Raw genomic sequence first — 17,559 nt, forward strand, 5'->3', positions numbered from 1 at the left:
CACGAGCGCCACATGGACGGGAACGAAGCAGTGTCGACAGATGTCGCGGTGGTTGGACTGGGATACGTGGGCTTGCCGCTGGCTCAGGAGGCCAGCCGGTCCGGCCTTCAGGTCATGGGCTTCGACGTCAGCACCAGGGTCGTCGAAGGTCTGAACGAGGGCCGGTCGCACGTCGACGACCTGTCCGACGCCGACATCGCCGAGATGCGGGCGGCCGGCTTCCGGGCGACGGCCGACGAGGCCGACCTCGACGGCGCCGACACCATCGTCATCTGCGTGCCGACGCCGCTGTCCGACGACGGCGGGCCCGACCTCGGCGCCGTCAAGGCCGCGGTCGCCACCGTCGGGCGGCACCTGTCCGCCGGCATGCTCGTGGTGCTCGAGTCGACCACCTACCCGGGCACCACCGACGAAGTGGTCCGGCCGATGCTGGAGGAGGCCTCCGGGCTGACCGCCGGCCGTGACTTCCACCTCGCGTTCTCGCCCGAGCGCATCGACCCGGGCAACCCGAAGTTCGGCATGCGCAACACCCCGAAGGTCGTCGGCGGCCAGACGCCGGCCTGCACCGAGCGGGCGGCCACGTTCTACCGCCGCTTCGTCGACACCGTCGTCGAGGCCAAGGGCACCCGCGAGGCCGAGACCGCCAAGCTGCTCGAGAACACCTACCGGCACGTCAACATCGCGCTGGTCAACGAGATGGCGCGGTTCTGCCACGAGCTGGGCATCGACCTCTGGGACGTCATCCGGCTGGCCAAGACCAAGCCGTTCGGCTTCCAGGCGTTCTATCCCGGCCCCGGTGTCGGCGGGCACTGCATCCCGATCGACCCCAACTACCTGAGCCACAACGTGCGCGTGCGCCTGGGCTACCCGTTCCGCTTCGTCGAGCTGGCGCAGGAGATCAACGCCACCATGCCGGCGTACGTCACCCAGCGCATCATGAACATCCTCAACACCGACGGCAAGGCCATCAACGGCTCGACCATCCTGCTGCTCGGCGTCACCTACAAGCCCGACATCGCCGACCAGCGCGAGTCGCCCGCCGTCCCGCTGGCCAAGCGGCTGGCCTCGCTGGGCGCCAATGTCGTCTTCCACGACCCCAAGGTCCCGACGTGGAAGGTCGACGGCGCCGTGCTCGAGTCCGTGCCCGACCTCGACGCCGCGCTGGCCTCGGCCGACCTCACCGTCGTCCTCCAGCCGCACAGCGAGTACGACGGCACCCTCATCGCCAAGACGGCGCAGCGGGTCTTCGACACCCGCGGCATCACGCCGCTGGGCGACACCGTCGAGCACATGTGAGCCGCGCGGCCGCCGGCCGCTAGCCGGGTCCGACGACCTCAGGCGCCGCGCGGGTGGCTGGTGGCCTCGAACACGGTGGTCAGGGTCGGGTAGCGCCACGTACCGGCCAGCCGGCCGAGGCTCTGGATGGGCGTACTGGCGTCGCGGACGAAGCCCATGCGGTAGGCGTACGCCTCGCCGGTGGCGCTGTTGACCCCGATCAGCGTCGTCACGGTGCCGCCGGAGGCGTCGGAGCAGTTGCCGATCGCCAGGTGGTCGAAGACCTGCCACGTCCGGCTGCGGATGGTGGTGGTCGTCGCGGTCATCCGGGCGGTCGTGGGGATCTTGACGAGGATCAGCCGGCCGGTGGTGGTGTTGGCGAGCAACGCGTCGTACTGCGGCGTGCGGCCGATCAGCGTGATGTCGCGCACGGTGCCGAAGCCGGCCACCCGCCCGGCGGCGGTCGGCGCCGGACCGTAGGGCCCGGACGTGGCGAGGTAGCGGTACAGGTAGCCGCTGTCGTGCAGCGCGTAGAGGTAGCTGTTCGGCAGCAGCGAGCTGGCCATCACCGTCCGGCGGAAGCCGCCCCACCGCGACGCCAGGTTCTCGGCGGTGGCCCGCACCCCGTCGTTGTCGGCCCGGGCGACCAGCCGGAAGATCACGTTGGTGCCGGTGCCGAGGTGGGTCGTCTCCTGGAACGACTCCTCGGGGATCATGGTGTCGGCGTCGAAGCTCCCGGTGGCCAACGACCGGATGGACGTCAGCCCGCTGACGGCCCCGAAGTCGGTGACCTCCGGTGCCTGGCCGGTGCTGTGGCTCACCCCGATGCTGCGGTAGTGGCCGTCGTCGCCGACGCTCGCCATGCTCACCGGGCAGTCGATCGGCACGCCCGCGGCGCCCGCGGGAACCGAGCCGGCCAGCCCTGCGGCCACGACCGAGAGCACCAGAGCCGTCGCGATGGTCCTCATCCGTCCACCTCCGCGGCACGAGAAGAAGAATTGTCCCAATGTAGCAGCCGAAAACCGCCCGCACAGCCCGGTCCGGACCGCCGATCCGGTGCGTTAGGTTGAGCCGCATGACCGACGACGCCGAAGTCGTGTGGCGGCCCGATCCCGAGGCCGTGGCCCGGAGCAGGATGGCCGCGTTCCGCACCTGGCTGCGCGACGAAGGACTCGTCGACGCCGCCGGCTACGACGAGTTGTGGCGTTGGACGGTCGCCGAGCCGGCCGCGTTCTGGGGCGCCGTCGCCCGGTTCTTCGACGTCGAGTTCCACGACCAGCCGTCCGACGTGCTGCCCGACCTCACGATGCCCGGCACCCGCTGGTTCCCCGGGGCGACGCTCAACTACGCCGAGCAGGCGCTGCGCCCGGGCGAGGGCAGAGGCGACGACGACGTCGCCGTCATCTTCCGGCGCGAGGACGGGCTGCGGACGGAGCTGACCTACGGCGAGCTGCGGCGGCAGGTCGCCGCGATGCGGGCCGCCCTGGCCGGGCTCGGCGTCCGCCGCGGCGACCGCGTGGCCGCCCTGGTGCCCAACGCACCGCAGACGCTGGTCGCGTTCCTGGCCACGGCCAGCCTGGGCGCCGTGTGGTCGTCCTGCTCCCCCGACTTCGGCGTGCGCGCGGCGGCGGACCGGTTCGCGCAGATCGAGCCGGTGGTGCTCCTGGCCTGCGACGGTTACGTCTACAACGGCAAGGCGGTCGACGTCCGGCCGACGGTGGCGGCGCTGCGGGCGCAGCTGCCCACCGTCCGCGCCGTCGTCGGCATCCCGTTCGGCGGCGCGGCCCTGCCCGACGCCGAGGACGTCGACGAGCTGCTGTCGCGGCACGACGGCGCCGACCCGGCCTTCGAGCCGGTGCCGTTCGACCACCCGCTCTGGGTGCTGTACTCCTCCGGCACGACCGGCCTGCCCAAGGGCATCGTCCAGGGCCACGGCGGCATCGTGCTGGAGCACCTCAAGGCGGTCGGCCTGCAACTGGACCTCAAGCCCGGCGAGCGGTTCTTCTGGTTCACCACCACCGGCTGGATGATGTGGAACTTCCTCATCGGCGGCCTGCTCGTCGGCTCGACGGTGGTGCTGTACGACGGCAGCCCGGGTCACCCGTCGCTGCGGTCGCTGTGGGAGATGGCCGGCGAGGAACGGGTCGCCGTCTTCGGCACGTCGGCGCCGTTCGTGCAGGCCTGCCTCAAGGACGGCCTGACGCTGGACCCGTCGGCGCTGCCGTCGTTGCGGGCGGTGGGCAGCACGGGCGCGCCGCTGTCGACCGACGGCTTCCGCTGGCTGAGCCGCAACCTGGGCCCGTCGGTCCAGATCGCCAGCCTCTCCGGCGGCACCGACGCCTGCACCGCGTTCGTCGGCCCGGCGCCCGACGTGCCGGTGTGGCTGGGCGAGCTGTCGCGGCCCGCGCTCGGCGCCGCGCTGGCCGCGTTCGACGAGAACGGGCACCCCGTCATCGGCGAGGTCGGCGAGCTCGTGCTCACCGCGCCGCTGCCGTCGATGCCGGTCGCGTTCTGGGGCGACGCCGACGGCTCGCGGCTGCGGGCGGCCTACTTCGAGGACTTCCCGGGCGTGTGGCGGCACGGCGACTGGGTCACCGTCACGCCGCGCGGGTCCGCCGTCATCCACGGCCGCAGCGACTCCACACTGAACCGCGGCGGCGTCCGCATGGGGACCGCGGAGTTCTACCGCGTCGTCGAGGGCCACCCCGCGGTGCTCGACTCGCTGGTCATCGACACCTCCGGCGCGGGCTCCTCCGACGGCGAACTGCTCTGCTTCCTGGTCCTGGCGCCCGGCGCGTCGCCGGCCGACGTCGAGGCGGAGCTGCGGGCGTCGCTGCGCGCGGAGCTGTCGCCGCGGCACGTCCCCGACCGCTTCCTGGTGGTCGACGACGTGCCGCGGACCCTGACGGGCAAGAAGTGCGAGGTGCCGGTGAAGCGGATCCTCGCCGGCGTGGCACCGGAGAAGGCGGTCAGCCGCGAGGCGCTGCGCAACCCGTCGGCCCTCGACCCGTTCGTCGCCCTGGCCGCACGCTGACGCCGTCGTCGCCTACTTCCGGCGGCGACCCTCGGGCAGCGGGAGCGGGTCGATGCTCTGGTCGTTGGCGGTGAGGTCGATGCCGAGGTCGCCCGCGAACACCATGTGCGTCTCGATGTCGACGTCGCCGTCCTGCTGGGTGAGGTTGAAGACCCGGGCGCCGCGCAGCCGGTTCCGCTCGGCGCCGCTGAGCCCGTAGGTGCCGAAGCCGGTGTTGCCCGAATAGCCGAGCATGACGCCGTAGTAGTTGCCCACGTAGGTGTTGACGTGGTCGTGGCCGCAGAACACGCCGCGGACGTCGCCGCGGTCGAGGATGGCGGAGAACATGCCGCTGTTGAACGGGCCGGGGCACTCGTCCTCGTTGCGCTCGCCGACGATGCCGTGCTTGGCGACGGCGCGCTCGTGGTCGGCGGCGGTGCGGCTGTCGACGCTGGCGAACCACATGAAGCGGTACTCCCACAGCGGGATGTGGATGAACATCAGCGCCGGCACCTTCTGCCCGGCCCGCTTCTCGACCAGCTCGGAGGTCTCGGTGTACCAGTGCACCTGGTTCATCCGCAGCCAGTCCCACGTCGGGTAGCCGGCGAAGTCCTGTCCGGCGATGGCCGACGGGGCGTAGCGGCCGCTGTCGAGCAGGAACAGGTTGAACACCGGACGCTGCCCGCGTGCGCCGCGGATCAGCAGGTTCATGTTGCCCGAGCCGGTGACGCCGCGTGGGCTGGGCTGGTTGAGGTTGTGGCGGTAGGACCGGTAGAAGGCCAGCATGTCCTCCTCGTCCATGCCGGTCTCGGGCGTGGAGTCCTCGTCGTGGTTGCCGTAGGTGATCACCCACGGGATCCCGCGCTCCTCCATCGGCTGGACGATGTTGTTCATCGCCTGCTTCATCTCGGTGGCGTTCGCGCAGCCGCCGGTGATGTTGTCGCCGTTGTGGACGACGAGGTCCGGCTGCTCGGTGTCGAGGACCTTCTCCATCAGCTCGATCGTGCGGCGGTCGATGCGCTCGTCGTCCTGGGTGTCATTGAACTGGACGATCTTGAACGTGCCGTCGGCCGTGAACCGCAGCGGCCGGTCCTCGTCCGCGGCGCCGGCCGGCGCGGCGCCCGTGAGCGCTCCGGTGGCGCCGAGTGCCAGGGCGGCGGTGCCCAGGCCGCCCATCCGGACGAAGTCGCGCCGGTCCCAGCCGGGTGCGGTCTCGGCGTGCTGCTCGGTCGACTGCTGGTCGTGCTCGGTCATGGCGCCCCTCGTCTCGTGTGCCGCGGTGGTGGTGCCGGGGACGCTAGCGACCGGCGGGCACCAGCAGCCGTCGCCTCGGTGATGAGTGGATGAAGCGCACCCGAACCTGTCGGTGCCCGCCCGTAGGGTCGTCCGCGTGGAACCGTTCCGCGTCACCGTCCCGCAGTCGCAGCTCGACGACCTGCGCGCCCGGCTGCGCGCTACCCGCTGGCCCGAGCCGGCCACCGTCGACGACTGGTCCCAGGGCGTGCCGCTGGACTACCTGCGCCAGCTCTGCGAGTACTGGGCGACGGCGTACGACTGGCGCCGCGCGGAGGCCTGGCTCAACGCCCAGCCGCAGTTCCGCACCGAGATCGACGGGCTGGGCCTCCACCTGCTGCACGTCCGCTCCCCGCACGACGACGCGTTCCCGCTGGTGCTGACGCACGGCTGGCCGGGCTCGATCCTCGAGTTCCGCAAGGTCATCGGCCCGCTGACGAACCCGCCCGACCCCGCCGATGCCTTCCACGTCGTCGTCCCGTCGCTGCCCGGCTACGGCTTCAGCGACAAGCCGGCCCGCACCGGCTGGGGCGTCGAGCGCATCGCCGCGGCGTGGGCCACGCTGATGGAGCGGCTCGGCTACCACCGCTACGGCGCACAGGGCGGCGACTGGGGCACGACGGTGTCGACGCTGCTCGGCGTCGCCCATCCCGACCGCGTCGCCGGGATCCACCTCATGCCGCCGCTGGCCCCGCCCGACCCCGCCACCTTCGACGACCTCACCGACGCCGAGCGGGCGGCGCTGGACAGCCTGCGCGAGGCCGACCAGTGGGGCTCGGGCTACTCGCGCCAGCAGGCCACCCGGCCCCAGACCGTCGGCTACGGGCTGGTCGACTCACCGGCGGCCCTGTGCGCCTGGATCGCGGAGAAGTTCTGGTTCTGGACCGACCACGACGGCGACCTCGACGCCGTCGTCACCCGCGACGAGCTGCTCGACACCGTCATGCTCTACTGGCTGCCCGCCGCCGGAGCCTCCGCCGCGCGGCTGTACTGGGAGAGCATCCGCCAGGTCGACGAGTGGATCTCCGGCAGCACGGGCGTCGCCGTCGACGTCCCCGCCGGGTGCACGGTGTTCCCGAAGGAGCTGCAACGGCCGTCCCGGCGGTGGGCGCAGCGGCGCTTCACGAACATCCGGCACTGGAGCGAGCCCGCCCGCGGCGGCCACTTCGCCGCCCTCGAGCAGCCCGGCACCGTCGTCGACGAGATCAGGACGTTCTTCCGCCTGGTCCGCTGACGGCCTGTCGCGCTCAGCCGGCCGCGCGCCACCACGCGCTGCGCAGCCCCAGCGCGATGCGGAACTGCTCGCCGGTGACCTCGACGGAGCCGGCGCTGCCGCGGATCACCAGCGACGTGACGCGCCCGCCCCAGGCGCCCAGCCCGTCGCGGCCGGTCACGGTGATGGAGGCCGGACGGCCCACGCCCGGGTAGGCGGCCGCGATGCGGTCGACCGGCACCGTCGCGCGCCAGGTGTGCGGCGAGCCGGAGACGACGCCGTCGTACGGGTCCTCGAACGCCCGCAGGTACGGCCGGCTCCCCCGCACCGTCCAGCCGCCGTTCGCCGAGCCGAACTGGGCGAAGACGGGGATCCCGTCGTGGATCAGCAGCCGCCCCGCGGTCGCCGCCACCGCGGCGTCGCTCGCCGGATGCTCGTGGCGGCGCAAGAGCTCGCCCGCGGCCGTGTAGTCGGCGACGCCGTCGAAGACCTGGCAGCGGGTGCTGTCGCAGGTGTCGTACCAGTCGCCCGGCTCCTCGGTGCGCTGCCAGCGGGCGTAGCTGCGGGCCGCCACCGCCTGCGCCCGCACCGCCGCCGCCGGCCAGCTCGCCGGCATCTCCGCCGGCACGACGCTGCGCAGGTACGACTCCAGCGAGGCGACCACGCGGGTGCCGACGGCGGAGCCGACCGCGACCGCCTCGACGGCGCCGCGGTACTCGCGGTGCGTGGGACCGAGCATGAGCCGCACGACGCCGGAGGGCGAGGCGAACCGGACCGGCCCGCTGTGAGCCGCCGCCCCGCCGAGCGCCACCGGGTGCCACTCCCGGGCGTAGCCCTGCAGCACCAGGCCGGACCGCCCGGCCAGCACGCGCCACGCGGTGACCGGCCGGCCGCCCAGCGACGACGGCAGCGCCTGCGCCGCGCCTCCGCCGGCGGACGCCGTCATGCCGGCCGAGGCCACGACCCAGGTCTCGCCGTCGGTGTCGGCGGTGATGCGGACCCGCAGCTGGATGTCGTCGCGGGTGACGAGCTCGGCCCCGCGGTAGTAGTGCGCGAGGATGCGCTCGTAGGACAGCCCGCTGACGGCGGCCCCGTACGCGCCCCACTGCGACATGCCGCGGCCGTGGCCGAACCCCCGGCCCTCGATCGCGACCTCGCCCGACGACGGCAGCGTGACGACCTCGGCGGCGGCCGCCGGGGCCGCCGGGACGAGTGCCGTGAGAAGGACGGCGACCGCGGCCCAGGCCGCTCGGCTGCGGCTCATCTCAGCTGCGCAGGTCGAAGGCGTTCCAGCCGCCACCGTACTGGACGCGCGGCAGGAAGCCGCCGCGGCCGTTGCCGGGGTAGGCGTACAGGATGCCGCCGGACGTCCAGGCCAGCAGGTCGACCACGCCGTCGCCGTTGACGTCGGCGCCGCCGGTGATGCCGGTCATGCCGTTCCAGCCGGACCCGATCTGCCGCGGCGAGCCGAAGCCGCCGGTGCCGGTGCCCGGGTAGAGCAGCAGCACGCCGTCGCCGCGGCGCGCGATGACGTCGGGTGCGCCGTCGGCGTTCCAGTCGCCCGGCCCGACGATCGCGGTCATGACCTGCCAGCCGTTCCCGATGGTGCGGCCGCTGAGCAGCCCGCCGGCGCCGTTGCCGGCGTACAGCACCAGGCTGCCGTTGCGGTGCCGGGCGACGATGTCGGGCCGGCCGTCGCCGTTCCAGTCGCCGACCGCCGCGAGCGCATCGAAGACCGACCAGCCGCTGCCCAGCCGGACCGCCCGGCCGAGCCGGCCGCCGTCGATGCCCGGATAGAACCACATGGTGCCGTCGATGCGGCGCCGGGCCAGCAGGTCGTCGCGGCCGTCGCCGTCGAGGTCGCCGGGGAGCAGCTTGACGTCCATGACGTCCCAGCCCACGCCGATCGAGACGCGCAAGCCGAATCCGCCGCTCCAGCGGCCGGGCCACAGCCACAGCGAGCCGCCCAGGCGCTGCCGCGCCACGATGTCGCCGAAGCTGGCGCCGTCGAGGTCGCGGCCACCGGTGGCGTCGCCCCCGATGCCCATGGCGCGCAGGGTGCCGGCCCGGATCAGGCTCAGGCGGGAGTACAGCTCGTCGCCGGGGCAGGCGGTCGCGGCGGCGTCGCGGTGGCCGGCGATCGGCGTCCAGCGCTCGCCGTCGTAGTCGGCCGCCCGCAGCGGGTTGACGCCGTGGACGTCGAACTTCCAGCCGATCAGGCTGCTGGTCGCCCGCAGCAGCGCGTTGCTCGGCGGCGTGTCCTGGTACGTGCCCAGCGCTGAGACGGCGAACGCGTCGTCGTTGTAGCCCTGCGTGTGGGCGCCGACCACGGCCCGGGTGACGCCCCCGTAACGGCCTTCCCACAGCCGGCCGAACCGGTCGACGATGAAGTTGTAGCCGATGTCGTTCCAGCCACGTGAGCGCACGTGGAAGCTGTAGATCGACCGGATCATGGCCGGGACGTCCTCGGCGGCGTACGCGTTGGCGCTGACCGTGTGGTGCACGAACGCGCCGTGCACCACGCCGAACTCCGGCGGTTCGGCGCGCAGCGTCTCGTCGGCGCCCCACTGCGCGCGGCTGCGGATCGTGGGCCGCGCCGCCGCCAGGTCCAGGTCGGACTCCGCGTCGGTCTCCGCCGTCGACTCCGCGGCCGGCGACGCCGGGTCCGCACCCGGGTCGATGAGGTCCAGCCGCAGGTCACGTGGCAGCGACGACCCGCCGGACGCCGCGACGGTGACCTCGACCTCGTCCGACGACGGCACCAGCAGCGGGTCGGTGCCGTCCCGCGTCGCGGTGGCGGCCTCGGCGGTGCCCGGCTCGGGTGCGTGCTCGTCGTCGCCGTGCAGCTCGTACCACGGCGACCACTCGGTGTCGCCGTCGGCGCGCACACGAACCCAGGCCTGCGGATCCGCACCTCCGGCCCAGGTGACGCCCACCGCTTGGAACGGCTCGACGGCGAGCGCGCCGGTCCGCACGGACGTCGGCCTCAGGCGGGCCACGCCGCCCGCGGCGGCCGGAAGGAGCGCGACGGTCTGCAGGCCGTCGTCGGCCGGAGCCGGCGCGGCCCGTACGAGCGGTGCGTCGGGCGGCGGGACCGATTCGACGGGGGCGACGCCCGCCGGGACCGGTTCAGCGCCGCGCAGCGGCGTGCCGTCCGGCTCCGCTTCCGGCACGACGGCGCCCGGCGGCGGCTCGGCCGCGGTGGACGGCGAGGCCGGACCCGGGACGGACATCGCCGCGGCGACGACGAGCCCGACCCCCGTTCGCGTGGCTCTCGAATGGACCATGACACACCCCGGCAGACTCCCGCGACACTCTAGTAACAGCAGTCTCATACGTCTCGAGAGCATCCACAAGCCGAATGCGCAGACGAATCTCCCCGCGACCGGGACGGTCACGGGGAGCGGGGGCGAGCGGATTCAGCCGGGAGCGCCGTCCGGCCGGCGGGTCAGGACGTGCATGCCCTTGTCGGCCCGCAGCTGCTGGCGCACGAACTGCGGGTGTTCCTGCATCCAGCGGCCGCTGACCTCGACCTCGTCGGGCCGGATGGTGTCGTCGAGGACGAACGTCACCTCGTCGGCACAGTGCGGCAGCAGCACCGGCAACGCGGGATAGCGGGCCAGCGGGCCGGTCCCGGCGGGCGGGCCGTCGACGAACACCAGGCCGATGCCGTCGAGATCCTTCACGGAGTTCACGTCGTACCAGTTCCACTCGCGCTCGTCGGGCCCCGGCCAGGGCGTGAGCGGCGCATGCCGCACCTCGACGACGTCCTGCAGCCCGTGGTCGGCGACCCGCCGGGCGGTGACCTCGGCGTACGCGGCGTCGTGTTCGAGCGCGACCACTCGGCCGCGGCCGGCCTTCTGCACCGCGTAGCCCAGGACCAGGCTGGACGCTCCGCTGCCGCACTCGACGACCACCGCCGGGCGGTGCGAGACGACGTACTCGGCCAGCCAGCGCAGCACGTCGGGCGAGGCGGCCCAGTCGCGCAGCGGCGGCATGAGCGCGCGCGGCTGGAGCATGGTGCGAAGGTCGAGCAGCGCCTCGATCTGCCAGTAGGTCTGCGCGGTGTCGGCCCGGCCCGCGGCGACGTCGGCGCCGACCTCGTCCAGCCGCTTCCCGGTGGCCGCGATGGGCGGCTCCAGCCGGGCCGCGGTCTGCTCGACCGCGGCGGTGACCGCGGCGACGGCGGAGTCCAGCGCCTGGCCCTGGGCATGGGCCGTCTCGGCGTTGACCGCCAGGGCGCCGCGCAGCGTCTGGTGCAGCTCGGACAGTTGCCGGGTGTGCCGCGCCGCGACCGCCGACACACTGCGCTTGAGCTGCACCACCAGGGCCCCGAGGACGACCACGGCGGCAGTCAGCCCGAACCCGACGACCAGCAGCAGGCCCTGTGCGACGGCGACCTCGCCGGCCAGCACGACACCCAGCGTGACGAGCGACGCGGCGACCGCCGCAGCACCGACGACCAGCGCCACCTTGCGGACCGGCACCGTAGCCATGGGTCACCATCCAGCACTCGGCCGCCCGACCGGCGGGCGGAAAAGACCACAGCTTAGCGCCGAATACGGCCGATTCCGGCGGAGCCTCGCGGGGCGTGCGGAACGGGCAGCGTCTACCGTGGGGGCGCTGCTTTCCGACCGGCCGACCGAACGAAGGGTCACCCCCGTGCTGAAGATCATGACCGTCTACGGGACGCGCCCCGAGGCGATCAAGCTCGCACCGGTGCTCGAGGCCCTCGCCGGCGAGCCCGACGTCACGTCGGTGCCCGTCGTGACCGGCCAGCACCGCGAGATGCTCGACCAGGTCAACGAGCTGTTCGGGATCGTCCCCCGGCACGACCTCGACATCATCCAGCCGGGACAGACGCTGGCCGGCATCACCGCCCGCATCATGGAGCGGTTCGACCCGGTCCTGGCCGAGGAGGCCCCGCACGCGGTGGTCGTCCAGGGCGACACGACGACGTCCACGGCGGCCGCGCTGGCGGCGTTCTACCGGGGCGTCCCCGTGGTCCACGTCGAGGCCGGGCTGCGTTCCGGCGACCTCGCCGCGCCGTTCCCCGAGGAGGCGAACCGCCGCCTGACCTCGCAGCTCACCACGCTGCACCTGGCGCCGACGGCGCGCAGCCGGGCCAACCTGCTGCGCGAGGGCATCGACCCCGACACCGTCGTCGTCACCGGCAACACCGTCATCGACGCCCTGCTCGCGACCGCCGCCCGCCCGGTGCCACCGGCCGACCCGCGGCTCGCCGACCTGGTCGCGGCGGAGGCGCCGATCCTGCTGGTCACCAGCCATCGCCGGGAGAGCTGGGGCGCGGCCATGGCCGGCGTGGGCCGGGCACTGGCCCGGATCAGCGCGGCGCACCCGGAGCTCACCGTCGTGCTGCCGGTGCACCGCAACCCCGTGGTCCGCGAGGCGTTGGTGCCCATGCTCGCCGGCCGGCCGAACGTCATCATCACCGAGCCGTTGTCCTACGCGGAGTTCGCCACCGTCCTCGCCGCCGCGCACATCGTCCTCACCGACTCCGGCGGCATCCAGGAGGAGGCGCCCAGCCTGGGCAAGCCGGTGCTGGTCATGCGCGACAACACCGAGCGCCCCGAGGCGGTCGAGGCCGGCACCGTCCGCCTCATCGGCACCGACGAGAACCGCGTCGTCAAGGAGGTCGAGCGGCTCTACCTCGACCCGGCCGCCCACGCGGCCCTGGCGCACGCCGTCAACCCCTACGGCGACGGCCGTGCCACCGCCCGCTCCGTCGCCGCCGTCCGGTCGCTGTTCGGCCTCGGCAGCCGGCTGCCCGACTTCAGCGGGTGAGGCCGGGTTGACCTGGTGTGTGGCGTTGGGCCCGTCCCCCTGCTGCCCGATTGTCTTGGCCGCGTACGCGCGCCTCAAGCGGACTATGGAGGCGCTTCGCGCCGATGATGACCGCTTGACCCGCGCGGACGCGGCAAAGAACGGGCAGCTATCAGGGGGACGGGGGAAGAGCGGCGACGGGGCCGTTACGGTGTGGCGTTGGTGTCGTTGAGCGTCCGCCTGGTGAGATTTCACCGTGATTCGGGGGCCATCACGAGGATTACCCCAGCGTCAACACGCCTACAGACATGTTGATGCTCGCGGAATCCTAGTGATGTAGACGATCGTGGATGATCATCGCTGTCCACAGCCCGACAAATCACGCGAAACGGGCACAGGAACGGTGAGGCGTGCCCACATCCTCCCCGTCCCCCTGATAGCTGCCCGTTCTTGGCCGCGCAACCGCGGGTCAAGCGGATCCGCGTCGGCGCGAAGCGCCCAATTGGTCCGCTTGAGGCGCGGTTGCGCGGCAAGAGAATGGGGCAGCAGGGGGACGGGGAGCCCAGCCAACACCCCAACAACGGCGAACGTCAGCCGGTGAGGGCGGCGTCCCAGGCCGATGCGGCGGCGGGGAGGTCGTGGCCGGCCGCGCGCAGCCGCGACGCCGCGCTGAGCTTGGCGAACTCGGCGGAGTCGGTGGCCGCGGCGATCGAGCGGACCAGCGCGTCCAGCGACTCGTACGGTGCGTCGTCGCCGTACAGTTCGGCCGCGCCCGGCTCGACCGGCGTCCGGACCACCACCCCGGCGGCCTGCGCCTCGACGACGCGGGGGTCGAGGCGGCCGCGGCGGCGCGGGACCAGCAGCCAGCCGATCTTCCGGTACCACGTCGGCAGGTCGGCGTCGGGCCGCTCGAACGCGATGCGCGCCGCCAGCTCCGGCTCCGCGGCCAAGCCGGCGACCAGCGCCTGGTAGTAGTCGCGCTCGAGCTGGTCGTCGGGGAGGTGCGCCGCTTCCCAGGGCAGGTGGTCGCGCACGTGCAGGCTGAAGCGGTCGTCGGCGGCGAGCAGGCCGCGCAGCGCCGTGACGGCGGTGTCGGGCCGGGCCGCCGACGGGCGCAGGTCGAGGACGCCGACCCGGAACTGGCGGCCGGGCAGGCCGGGACGGTCGAGGTAGGCGACGTCGACCGGGAGCGGCGCGTGGTGCAGCCGCTCGGCCGGGACGTCGAACGTGGCGGCGAAGGCGGCGAGGTCGGGCGCGGCCTGGAAGACGAACGCGTCGATCTCCTCCAGCCGCGCCTCGCGCAGCGCGAGCTCGTCGGCGCGCAGGTCGCGGATGTGCGCGACCAGCCGCTGGCCCTCCGCCTTGCGCCGGGTGGCCCACGGCAGGTACGGCACGGCGTCCTCGACGACGACCACGCCGGCGGCGGACAGCTCGTCGTAGCGCGGCTGCTCCTGGCCCTTCAACGACGGGTCCCATTCGGCGACCCGTACGTCGCCGGCGGTCTGGTGCAGCACGGTGTGCACGCCGCGCGAGGCCGACAGGTCGGCGCCGACCAGCAGGACCGGCCGGCCGCCGGCCAGCGTCACCCGTGGCGGCGTCTCGGTGGCCCGCAGCGCCGCGTGGATGCGCCGGACGGTGGTGGCCATGCGGTAGTGGTCGATGGCGTCCATCGCCTTCTTGCGCGCCTGCTCGAGCAGGTCGGGGTCGCGGGCGACCCGTTCGACCGCGTCGAGCACCGACTCGAGCGAGGCGTCGACGAACAGCGGGTAGTCCTCGCCCAGCAGCTCGACGTGGGCGGCGATGCGGTTGACCACCGGCGCCACGCCCATGGCGCAGTACTCGAGCACCTTGGTGGACAGCTCGTGGGTGGAGTCCAGCTCCTGCGCCCGCCAGCTGAACCCGATGTCGGCGGTCTTGGAGTAGGCCATGGCGTCGTCGCGGGAGAGCCCGCCGGCCCACTGGACGCCCGGGCTGGAGGTGACCGCGGCCTTCATGCGGGCGCGCCAGGTGGGCGTGCGGACCGAGTGCATGATCTTGTCGCCGATCATCGACAGCGACAGCCGGACGCCGCGCTCGGCCAGCAGCCCCGGCACGTCGCACAGCTCCAGCGTCTTCCAGCCCTCGGCGAACTTACCGGCGTAGACGCCCTGGAGCCGGCCGGCCGACGGCGCCGTGCGGCCGGGCAGCGGGCCGAGGTCGTCGGGGATCATCGGGTTGATGACGACGCACTTCCCGGCCGACGCCGGCACGCGGTACTCCATGTAGGAGCGGGAGTCCTCGGTCTGCACGAGCATGCGCTCGGAGGCCAGCGCGATCTCCTCGAGGTCGCGCAGCCGCTCCGGCGTGGGATCGGTGCCCGGCTCGGGGAGGTCGATGACGTACGGCCACAGCCGGCCGTCGAACTCGTGGGTGCGGGCCAGTTCGTTCGAGATCCCGAAACCACGCGAGATGATCTTGTCGAACCGCCGGGCGCGGTCGAGCTCCACGATCCGGTGGGCGACCTCCTCGATGGACAGCAGCTTGTTCGGCGGCACGGCGTCGCCGAGACCCTCGAACGGGTCGACGACGGTGACGTTGTCGAGGCCGTCGAGCGGCTCGAGCATCTTGCGCGACACGACCCGGGCCTTCAACAGCAGCGTGACGTGCGAGTTCGTCCGCGCGAGCACCTGCGCCATGGAGACCAGCCAGATGGTCGAGCCGTCGATGAGGTTGATGTTGCCGTCGCCGTAGAGCAGGACGCGGCGCTCGACGGTGGTGGGCTGGTGGCTCATCGGTCTCCCTCGACGGCGGCGCGGGCGATGCGGTCGAGCAGGCTCACGACCGGCGACATGGGCACGGGACCGAGCACGGGGTCGACCTGCTGGGGCCGCGGGAGCACGACATCGGCGGCGCCGCGCAGCAGGTTGGTGCCGACGTTCGGCGGGTCGCCGGAGTCGAGCAGGACGACCGGCGCCTCCACCTCGCGCGCCTCGGCGCACCAGTCGAGGATCTCCAGCAGCAGGGCCGTGCCCGAGGAGGTCTCGGCGGTGCTCCACGGGCCGGACTGCAACGCGGCCCGCTCGACCACCAGCACGTCGCCGGGCTCGACCCGGGCGCCGAGCGCCCGCGCCCCGGGCGAGACGGCGGTAACGGCGAGGACCTCGCTCAGCCGCCGGGCCGTGCCGGGCGTCAGCACGCCGGCCGCGCGGGTGACGGGCACCGGCGAGCGGCGGGCGGCGTCGTCGTCGGCGGGCGGCGCCTCGACGGTGTCGGTCTCGGGCTCGTCGTCGGGCTCGGTGAGCAGATGCTCGGGGTAGCGCGGCGACAGGATGCGCTCGGCCGCGCGGAACGGCGAGTCGGCGACCTCGCGGTGACGACGGCGGCCGCGGACGATGCGGCGGGCCTTGCGGACGGCGCGGACGGGCAGCGAAGCGGGCATCAGCGCCACAGCCCCTTCGTGTCGATGACGCGCTTGCCGTCGAGCTCGGACCGGTCGATGCCGCGGAACTCGTCGTGGTCGACCAGCAGCAGGACGACGTCGGCGGCGGCGACCGCGGCCGCGGCGTCGGTGAGCTCGACGTTGGGCAGCTCGGCGAGGTCGGCCGGCAGCTTCTCGACGTGCGGTTCGACCGCCAGCACGCGGCAGCCGGGCAGCTCGCCGGCGAGGTCGCGGACGATCTGCCGGGCCGGCGACTCGCGGAGGTCGTCGATGTTGGCCTTGAACGCCAGCCCCAGCGCGGCCACCGTCGACGCGCCGGTCCCGGCCACCGCCTCGACCGCCCGGCCCACGACGTAGCCGGACTTGCCGTCGTTGACCTGGCGCGCCGTGCGGATGAGCCGGGCCTCCTCGGGTGCGGCGGACACGATGAACCAGGGGTCGACGGCGATGCAGTGCCCGCCGACGCCCGGTCCGGGCTGCAGGACGTTCACCCTCGGGTGGTGGTTGGCCAGCTCGATCAGCCGCCACACGTCGACGCCGAGGCGGTCGCAGATGAGCGACAGCTCGTTGGCGAAGGCGATGTTGACGTCGCGGAAGGAGTTCTCCGTCAGCTTGGCCAGCTCCGCGGTGACCGCGTCGGTGAGCAGCAGCTCGCCGCGGCAGAACCGCTCGTACAGCTCCTTGGCCCGCTGCGACGCCTCGTCGGTGAGCCCGCCGATGATGCGGTCGTTCTCGACCAGCTCGGTCATGATGCGTCCGGGCAGCACCCGCTCCGGGCAGTGCGCGACGTGGATGACCGGCCGCCCGTCGGCGCCGTCGAGGCTCAACGCCGGGTTGGCGGCCACGATCTCCTCGGCCATGCGCCGCGTGGTGCCGGGCGGCGAGGTGGACTCGAGGATGACCAGCTCGCCGCCGGTGAGCCGCGGCGCGATGGACCGGGCCGCGGCGAGCACGTAGCCGAGGTCGGCCGTCTTGTCCTCGAGGAACGGCGTGGGCACGGCGACGATGTAGGTGTCGGCCGCCGGCACCTCGGTGCTGGCGTCGAGCCGGCCGGCCGCCACGACGTCGCGCAGCACGTGGTCCAGATCGGGCTCGACGAACGGCAGGGTGCCGTCGTTGACGGCGTCGACCTTGTGCTGGTCGAGGTCGACGCCGGTGACCCGGCAGCCGGCGCGGGCCAGCACGGCAGCCGTCGGGAGGCCGATGTACCCGAGCCCGACCACCACGATGCGCGAATGCGCGCTCATGTCGTTCTCTCCTCACCAGGGCGCTGAGATGCGCCCACCGGAGCGCTGTGTCCCGAAGTAGTCTAAGCACCGAGCGGGCGGACCGACGGCACTCGCCCGCGTTGCCGACCACCCCGACGAAAGCCATTCGATGTCGCAGCTCAAGCCCCTGGTCCGCGCGCCACGCCGACTCGTGCTCCGCGCGCTCCGCGGCCCCGTCCGCGCGCTCCTGCGCCCGTTCCGCCCGCAGGTCAAGGCCATGCGGCGGCGGCTGCCGCGCCGGGTCGACGCCTACGTGGCCCGGCTCGGCGGCGGCTCGCCGCGGGTCCGGCCCGCG

At 73.4% G+C, this 17,559-nt stretch carries 13 protein-coding genes; 5 read left to right on the plus strand and 8 right to left on the minus strand.

The genetic code is table 11. The features are described from left to right. Positions 1-12: 12 nt before the first annotated feature. Complete coding sequence (locus DY240_RS09135) at positions 13-1,296, plus strand: nucleotide sugar dehydrogenase (protein ID WP_267901651.1); 1,284 nt, start codon at positions 13-15, stop codon at positions 1,294-1,296. A 38-nt stretch (positions 1,297-1,334) separates the two neighbouring features. On the opposite strand, the gene DY240_RS09140 is transcribed toward DY240_RS09135, so the two are convergent. Then, positions 1,335-2,243: a hypothetical protein gene (locus DY240_RS09140; RefSeq protein WP_119659624.1), complete on the minus strand. Its 909-nt coding sequence runs from the start codon at positions 2,241-2,243 to the stop codon at positions 1,335-1,337. 107 nt (positions 2,244-2,350) lie between these two features. Between DY240_RS09140 and DY240_RS09145 the strand changes: the two genes are divergently transcribed. Then, positions 2,351-4,309: an acetoacetate--CoA ligase gene (locus tag DY240_RS09145; RefSeq protein WP_119659625.1), complete on the plus strand. Its 1,959-nt coding sequence runs from the start codon at positions 2,351-2,353 to the stop codon at positions 4,307-4,309. Between the two features lie 12 nt (positions 4,310-4,321). Here DY240_RS09145 and DY240_RS09150 read toward each other — a convergent pair whose 3' ends face one another. After that, positions 4,322-5,542 (minus strand): metallophosphoesterase family protein, encoded by a 1,221-nt coding sequence (locus DY240_RS09150; RefSeq protein WP_119659626.1) that lies wholly within the window; start codon positions 5,540-5,542, stop codon positions 4,322-4,324. Between the two features lie 136 nt (positions 5,543-5,678). On the opposite strand from DY240_RS09150, the gene DY240_RS09155 reads away from it, so the two are divergent. After that, positions 5,679-6,815, plus strand: coding sequence for an epoxide hydrolase family protein (locus DY240_RS09155; protein WP_119659627.1), 1,137 nt, complete (start codon positions 5,679-5,681; stop codon positions 6,813-6,815). Positions 6,816-6,828: 13 nt separating this feature from the next. On the opposite strand, the gene DY240_RS09160 is transcribed toward DY240_RS09155, so the two are convergent. The 3 genes from DY240_RS09160 to DY240_RS32765 all read right to left on the minus strand — a co-directional run bounded on the left by DY240_RS09160 (position 6,829) and on the right by DY240_RS32765 (position 11,290). Beyond that, the gene (locus DY240_RS09160; RefSeq protein ID WP_119659628.1) at positions 6,829-8,058 is read right to left on the minus strand and encodes a SpoIID/LytB domain-containing protein; all 1,230 of its coding nucleotides are present in this window, start codon (positions 8,056-8,058) and stop codon (positions 6,829-6,831) included. 1 nt (position 8,059) lies between these two features. Then, positions 8,060-10,081 (minus strand): FG-GAP-like repeat-containing protein, encoded by a 2,022-nt coding sequence (locus DY240_RS09165; protein ID WP_147375253.1) that lies wholly within the window; start codon positions 10,079-10,081, stop codon positions 8,060-8,062. A gap of 132 nt (positions 10,082-10,213) precedes the next feature. Then, a complete protein-coding gene (locus tag DY240_RS32765) occupies positions 10,214-11,290 on the minus strand; it encodes a class I SAM-dependent methyltransferase (protein WP_199701135.1) in 1,077 nt (358 codons plus the stop codon). A gap of 166 nt (positions 11,291-11,456) precedes the next feature. On the opposite strand from DY240_RS32765, the gene wecB reads away from it, so the two are divergent. Then, positions 11,457-12,599: a non-hydrolyzing UDP-N-acetylglucosamine 2-epimerase gene (wecB, locus tag DY240_RS09175; protein ID WP_119659630.1), complete on the plus strand. Its 1,143-nt coding sequence runs from the start codon at positions 11,457-11,459 to the stop codon at positions 12,597-12,599. A gap of 569 nt (positions 12,600-13,168) precedes the next feature. On the opposite strand, the gene DY240_RS09180 is transcribed toward wecB, so the two are convergent. Genes DY240_RS09180 through wecC form a run of 3 tightly spaced genes read right to left on the minus strand, consistent with a single transcriptional unit; the run spans position 13,169 to position 17,243 of the window. Beyond that, positions 13,169-15,349: a glycosyltransferase family protein gene (locus tag DY240_RS09180; RefSeq protein WP_119659631.1), complete on the minus strand. Its 2,181-nt coding sequence runs from the start codon at positions 15,347-15,349 to the stop codon at positions 13,169-13,171. Further along, positions 15,346-15,996 (minus strand): hypothetical protein, encoded by a 651-nt coding sequence (locus DY240_RS09185; protein WP_147375254.1) that lies wholly within the window; start codon positions 15,994-15,996, stop codon positions 15,346-15,348. The genes DY240_RS09180 and DY240_RS09185 overlap by 4 nt, the downstream gene beginning before the upstream one ends. Then, positions 15,996-17,243 (minus strand): UDP-N-acetyl-D-mannosamine dehydrogenase, encoded by a 1,248-nt coding sequence (gene wecC / locus DY240_RS09190; protein WP_119659633.1) that lies wholly within the window; start codon positions 17,241-17,243, stop codon positions 15,996-15,998. Before wecC ends, DY240_RS09185 begins: the two co-directional genes overlap by 1 nt. A gap of 130 nt (positions 17,244-17,373) precedes the next feature. Between wecC and DY240_RS09195 the strand changes: the two genes are divergently transcribed. After that, on the plus strand, positions 17,374-17,559 hold a 186-nt coding region (locus tag DY240_RS09195), incomplete at its 3' end, for a hypothetical protein (protein WP_147375255.1).

Origin of the sequence: Jiangella rhizosphaerae (assembly GCF_003579925.1) — a bacterium.
Classification (GTDB): Bacteria; Actinomycetota; Actinomycetes; order Jiangellales; family Jiangellaceae; genus Jiangella; species Jiangella rhizosphaerae.

What these genes read in the sequence shown, in the direction of transcription:
- DY240_RS09135 (WP_267901651.1), top strand. Translation starts at nt 13, where the DNA reads ATGGACGGGAACGAAGCAGTGTCGACAGATGTCGCGGTGGTTGGACTG.
- DY240_RS09140 (WP_119659624.1), bottom strand. Translation starts at nt 2,243, where the DNA reads ATGAGGACCATCGCGACGGCTCTGGTGCTCTCGGTCGTGGCCGCAGGG.
- DY240_RS09145 (WP_119659625.1), top strand. Translation starts at nt 2,351, where the DNA reads ATGACCGACGACGCCGAAGTCGTGTGGCGGCCCGATCCCGAGGCCGTG.
- DY240_RS09150 (WP_119659626.1), bottom strand. Translation starts at nt 5,542, where the DNA reads ATGACCGAGCACGACCAGCAGTCGACCGAGCAGCACGCCGAGACCGCA.
- DY240_RS09160 (WP_119659628.1), bottom strand. Translation starts at nt 8,058, where the DNA reads ATGAGCCGCAGCCGAGCGGCCTGGGCCGCGGTCGCCGTCCTTCTCACG.
- DY240_RS09165 (WP_147375253.1), bottom strand. Translation starts at nt 10,081, where the DNA reads ATGGTCCATTCGAGAGCCACGCGAACGGGGGTCGGGCTCGTCGTCGCC.
- DY240_RS32765 (WP_199701135.1), bottom strand. Translation starts at nt 11,290, where the DNA reads ATGGCTACGGTGCCGGTCCGCAAGGTGGCGCTGGTCGTCGGTGCTGCG.
- DY240_RS09180 (WP_119659631.1), bottom strand. Translation starts at nt 15,349, where the DNA reads ATGAGCCACCAGCCCACCACCGTCGAGCGCCGCGTCCTGCTCTACGGC.
- DY240_RS09185 (WP_147375254.1), bottom strand. Translation starts at nt 15,996, where the DNA reads ATGCCCGCTTCGCTGCCCGTCCGCGCCGTCCGCAAGGCCCGCCGCATC.
- wecC (WP_119659633.1), bottom strand. Translation starts at nt 17,243, where the DNA reads ATGAGCGCGCATTCGCGCATCGTGGTGGTCGGGCTCGGGTACATCGGC.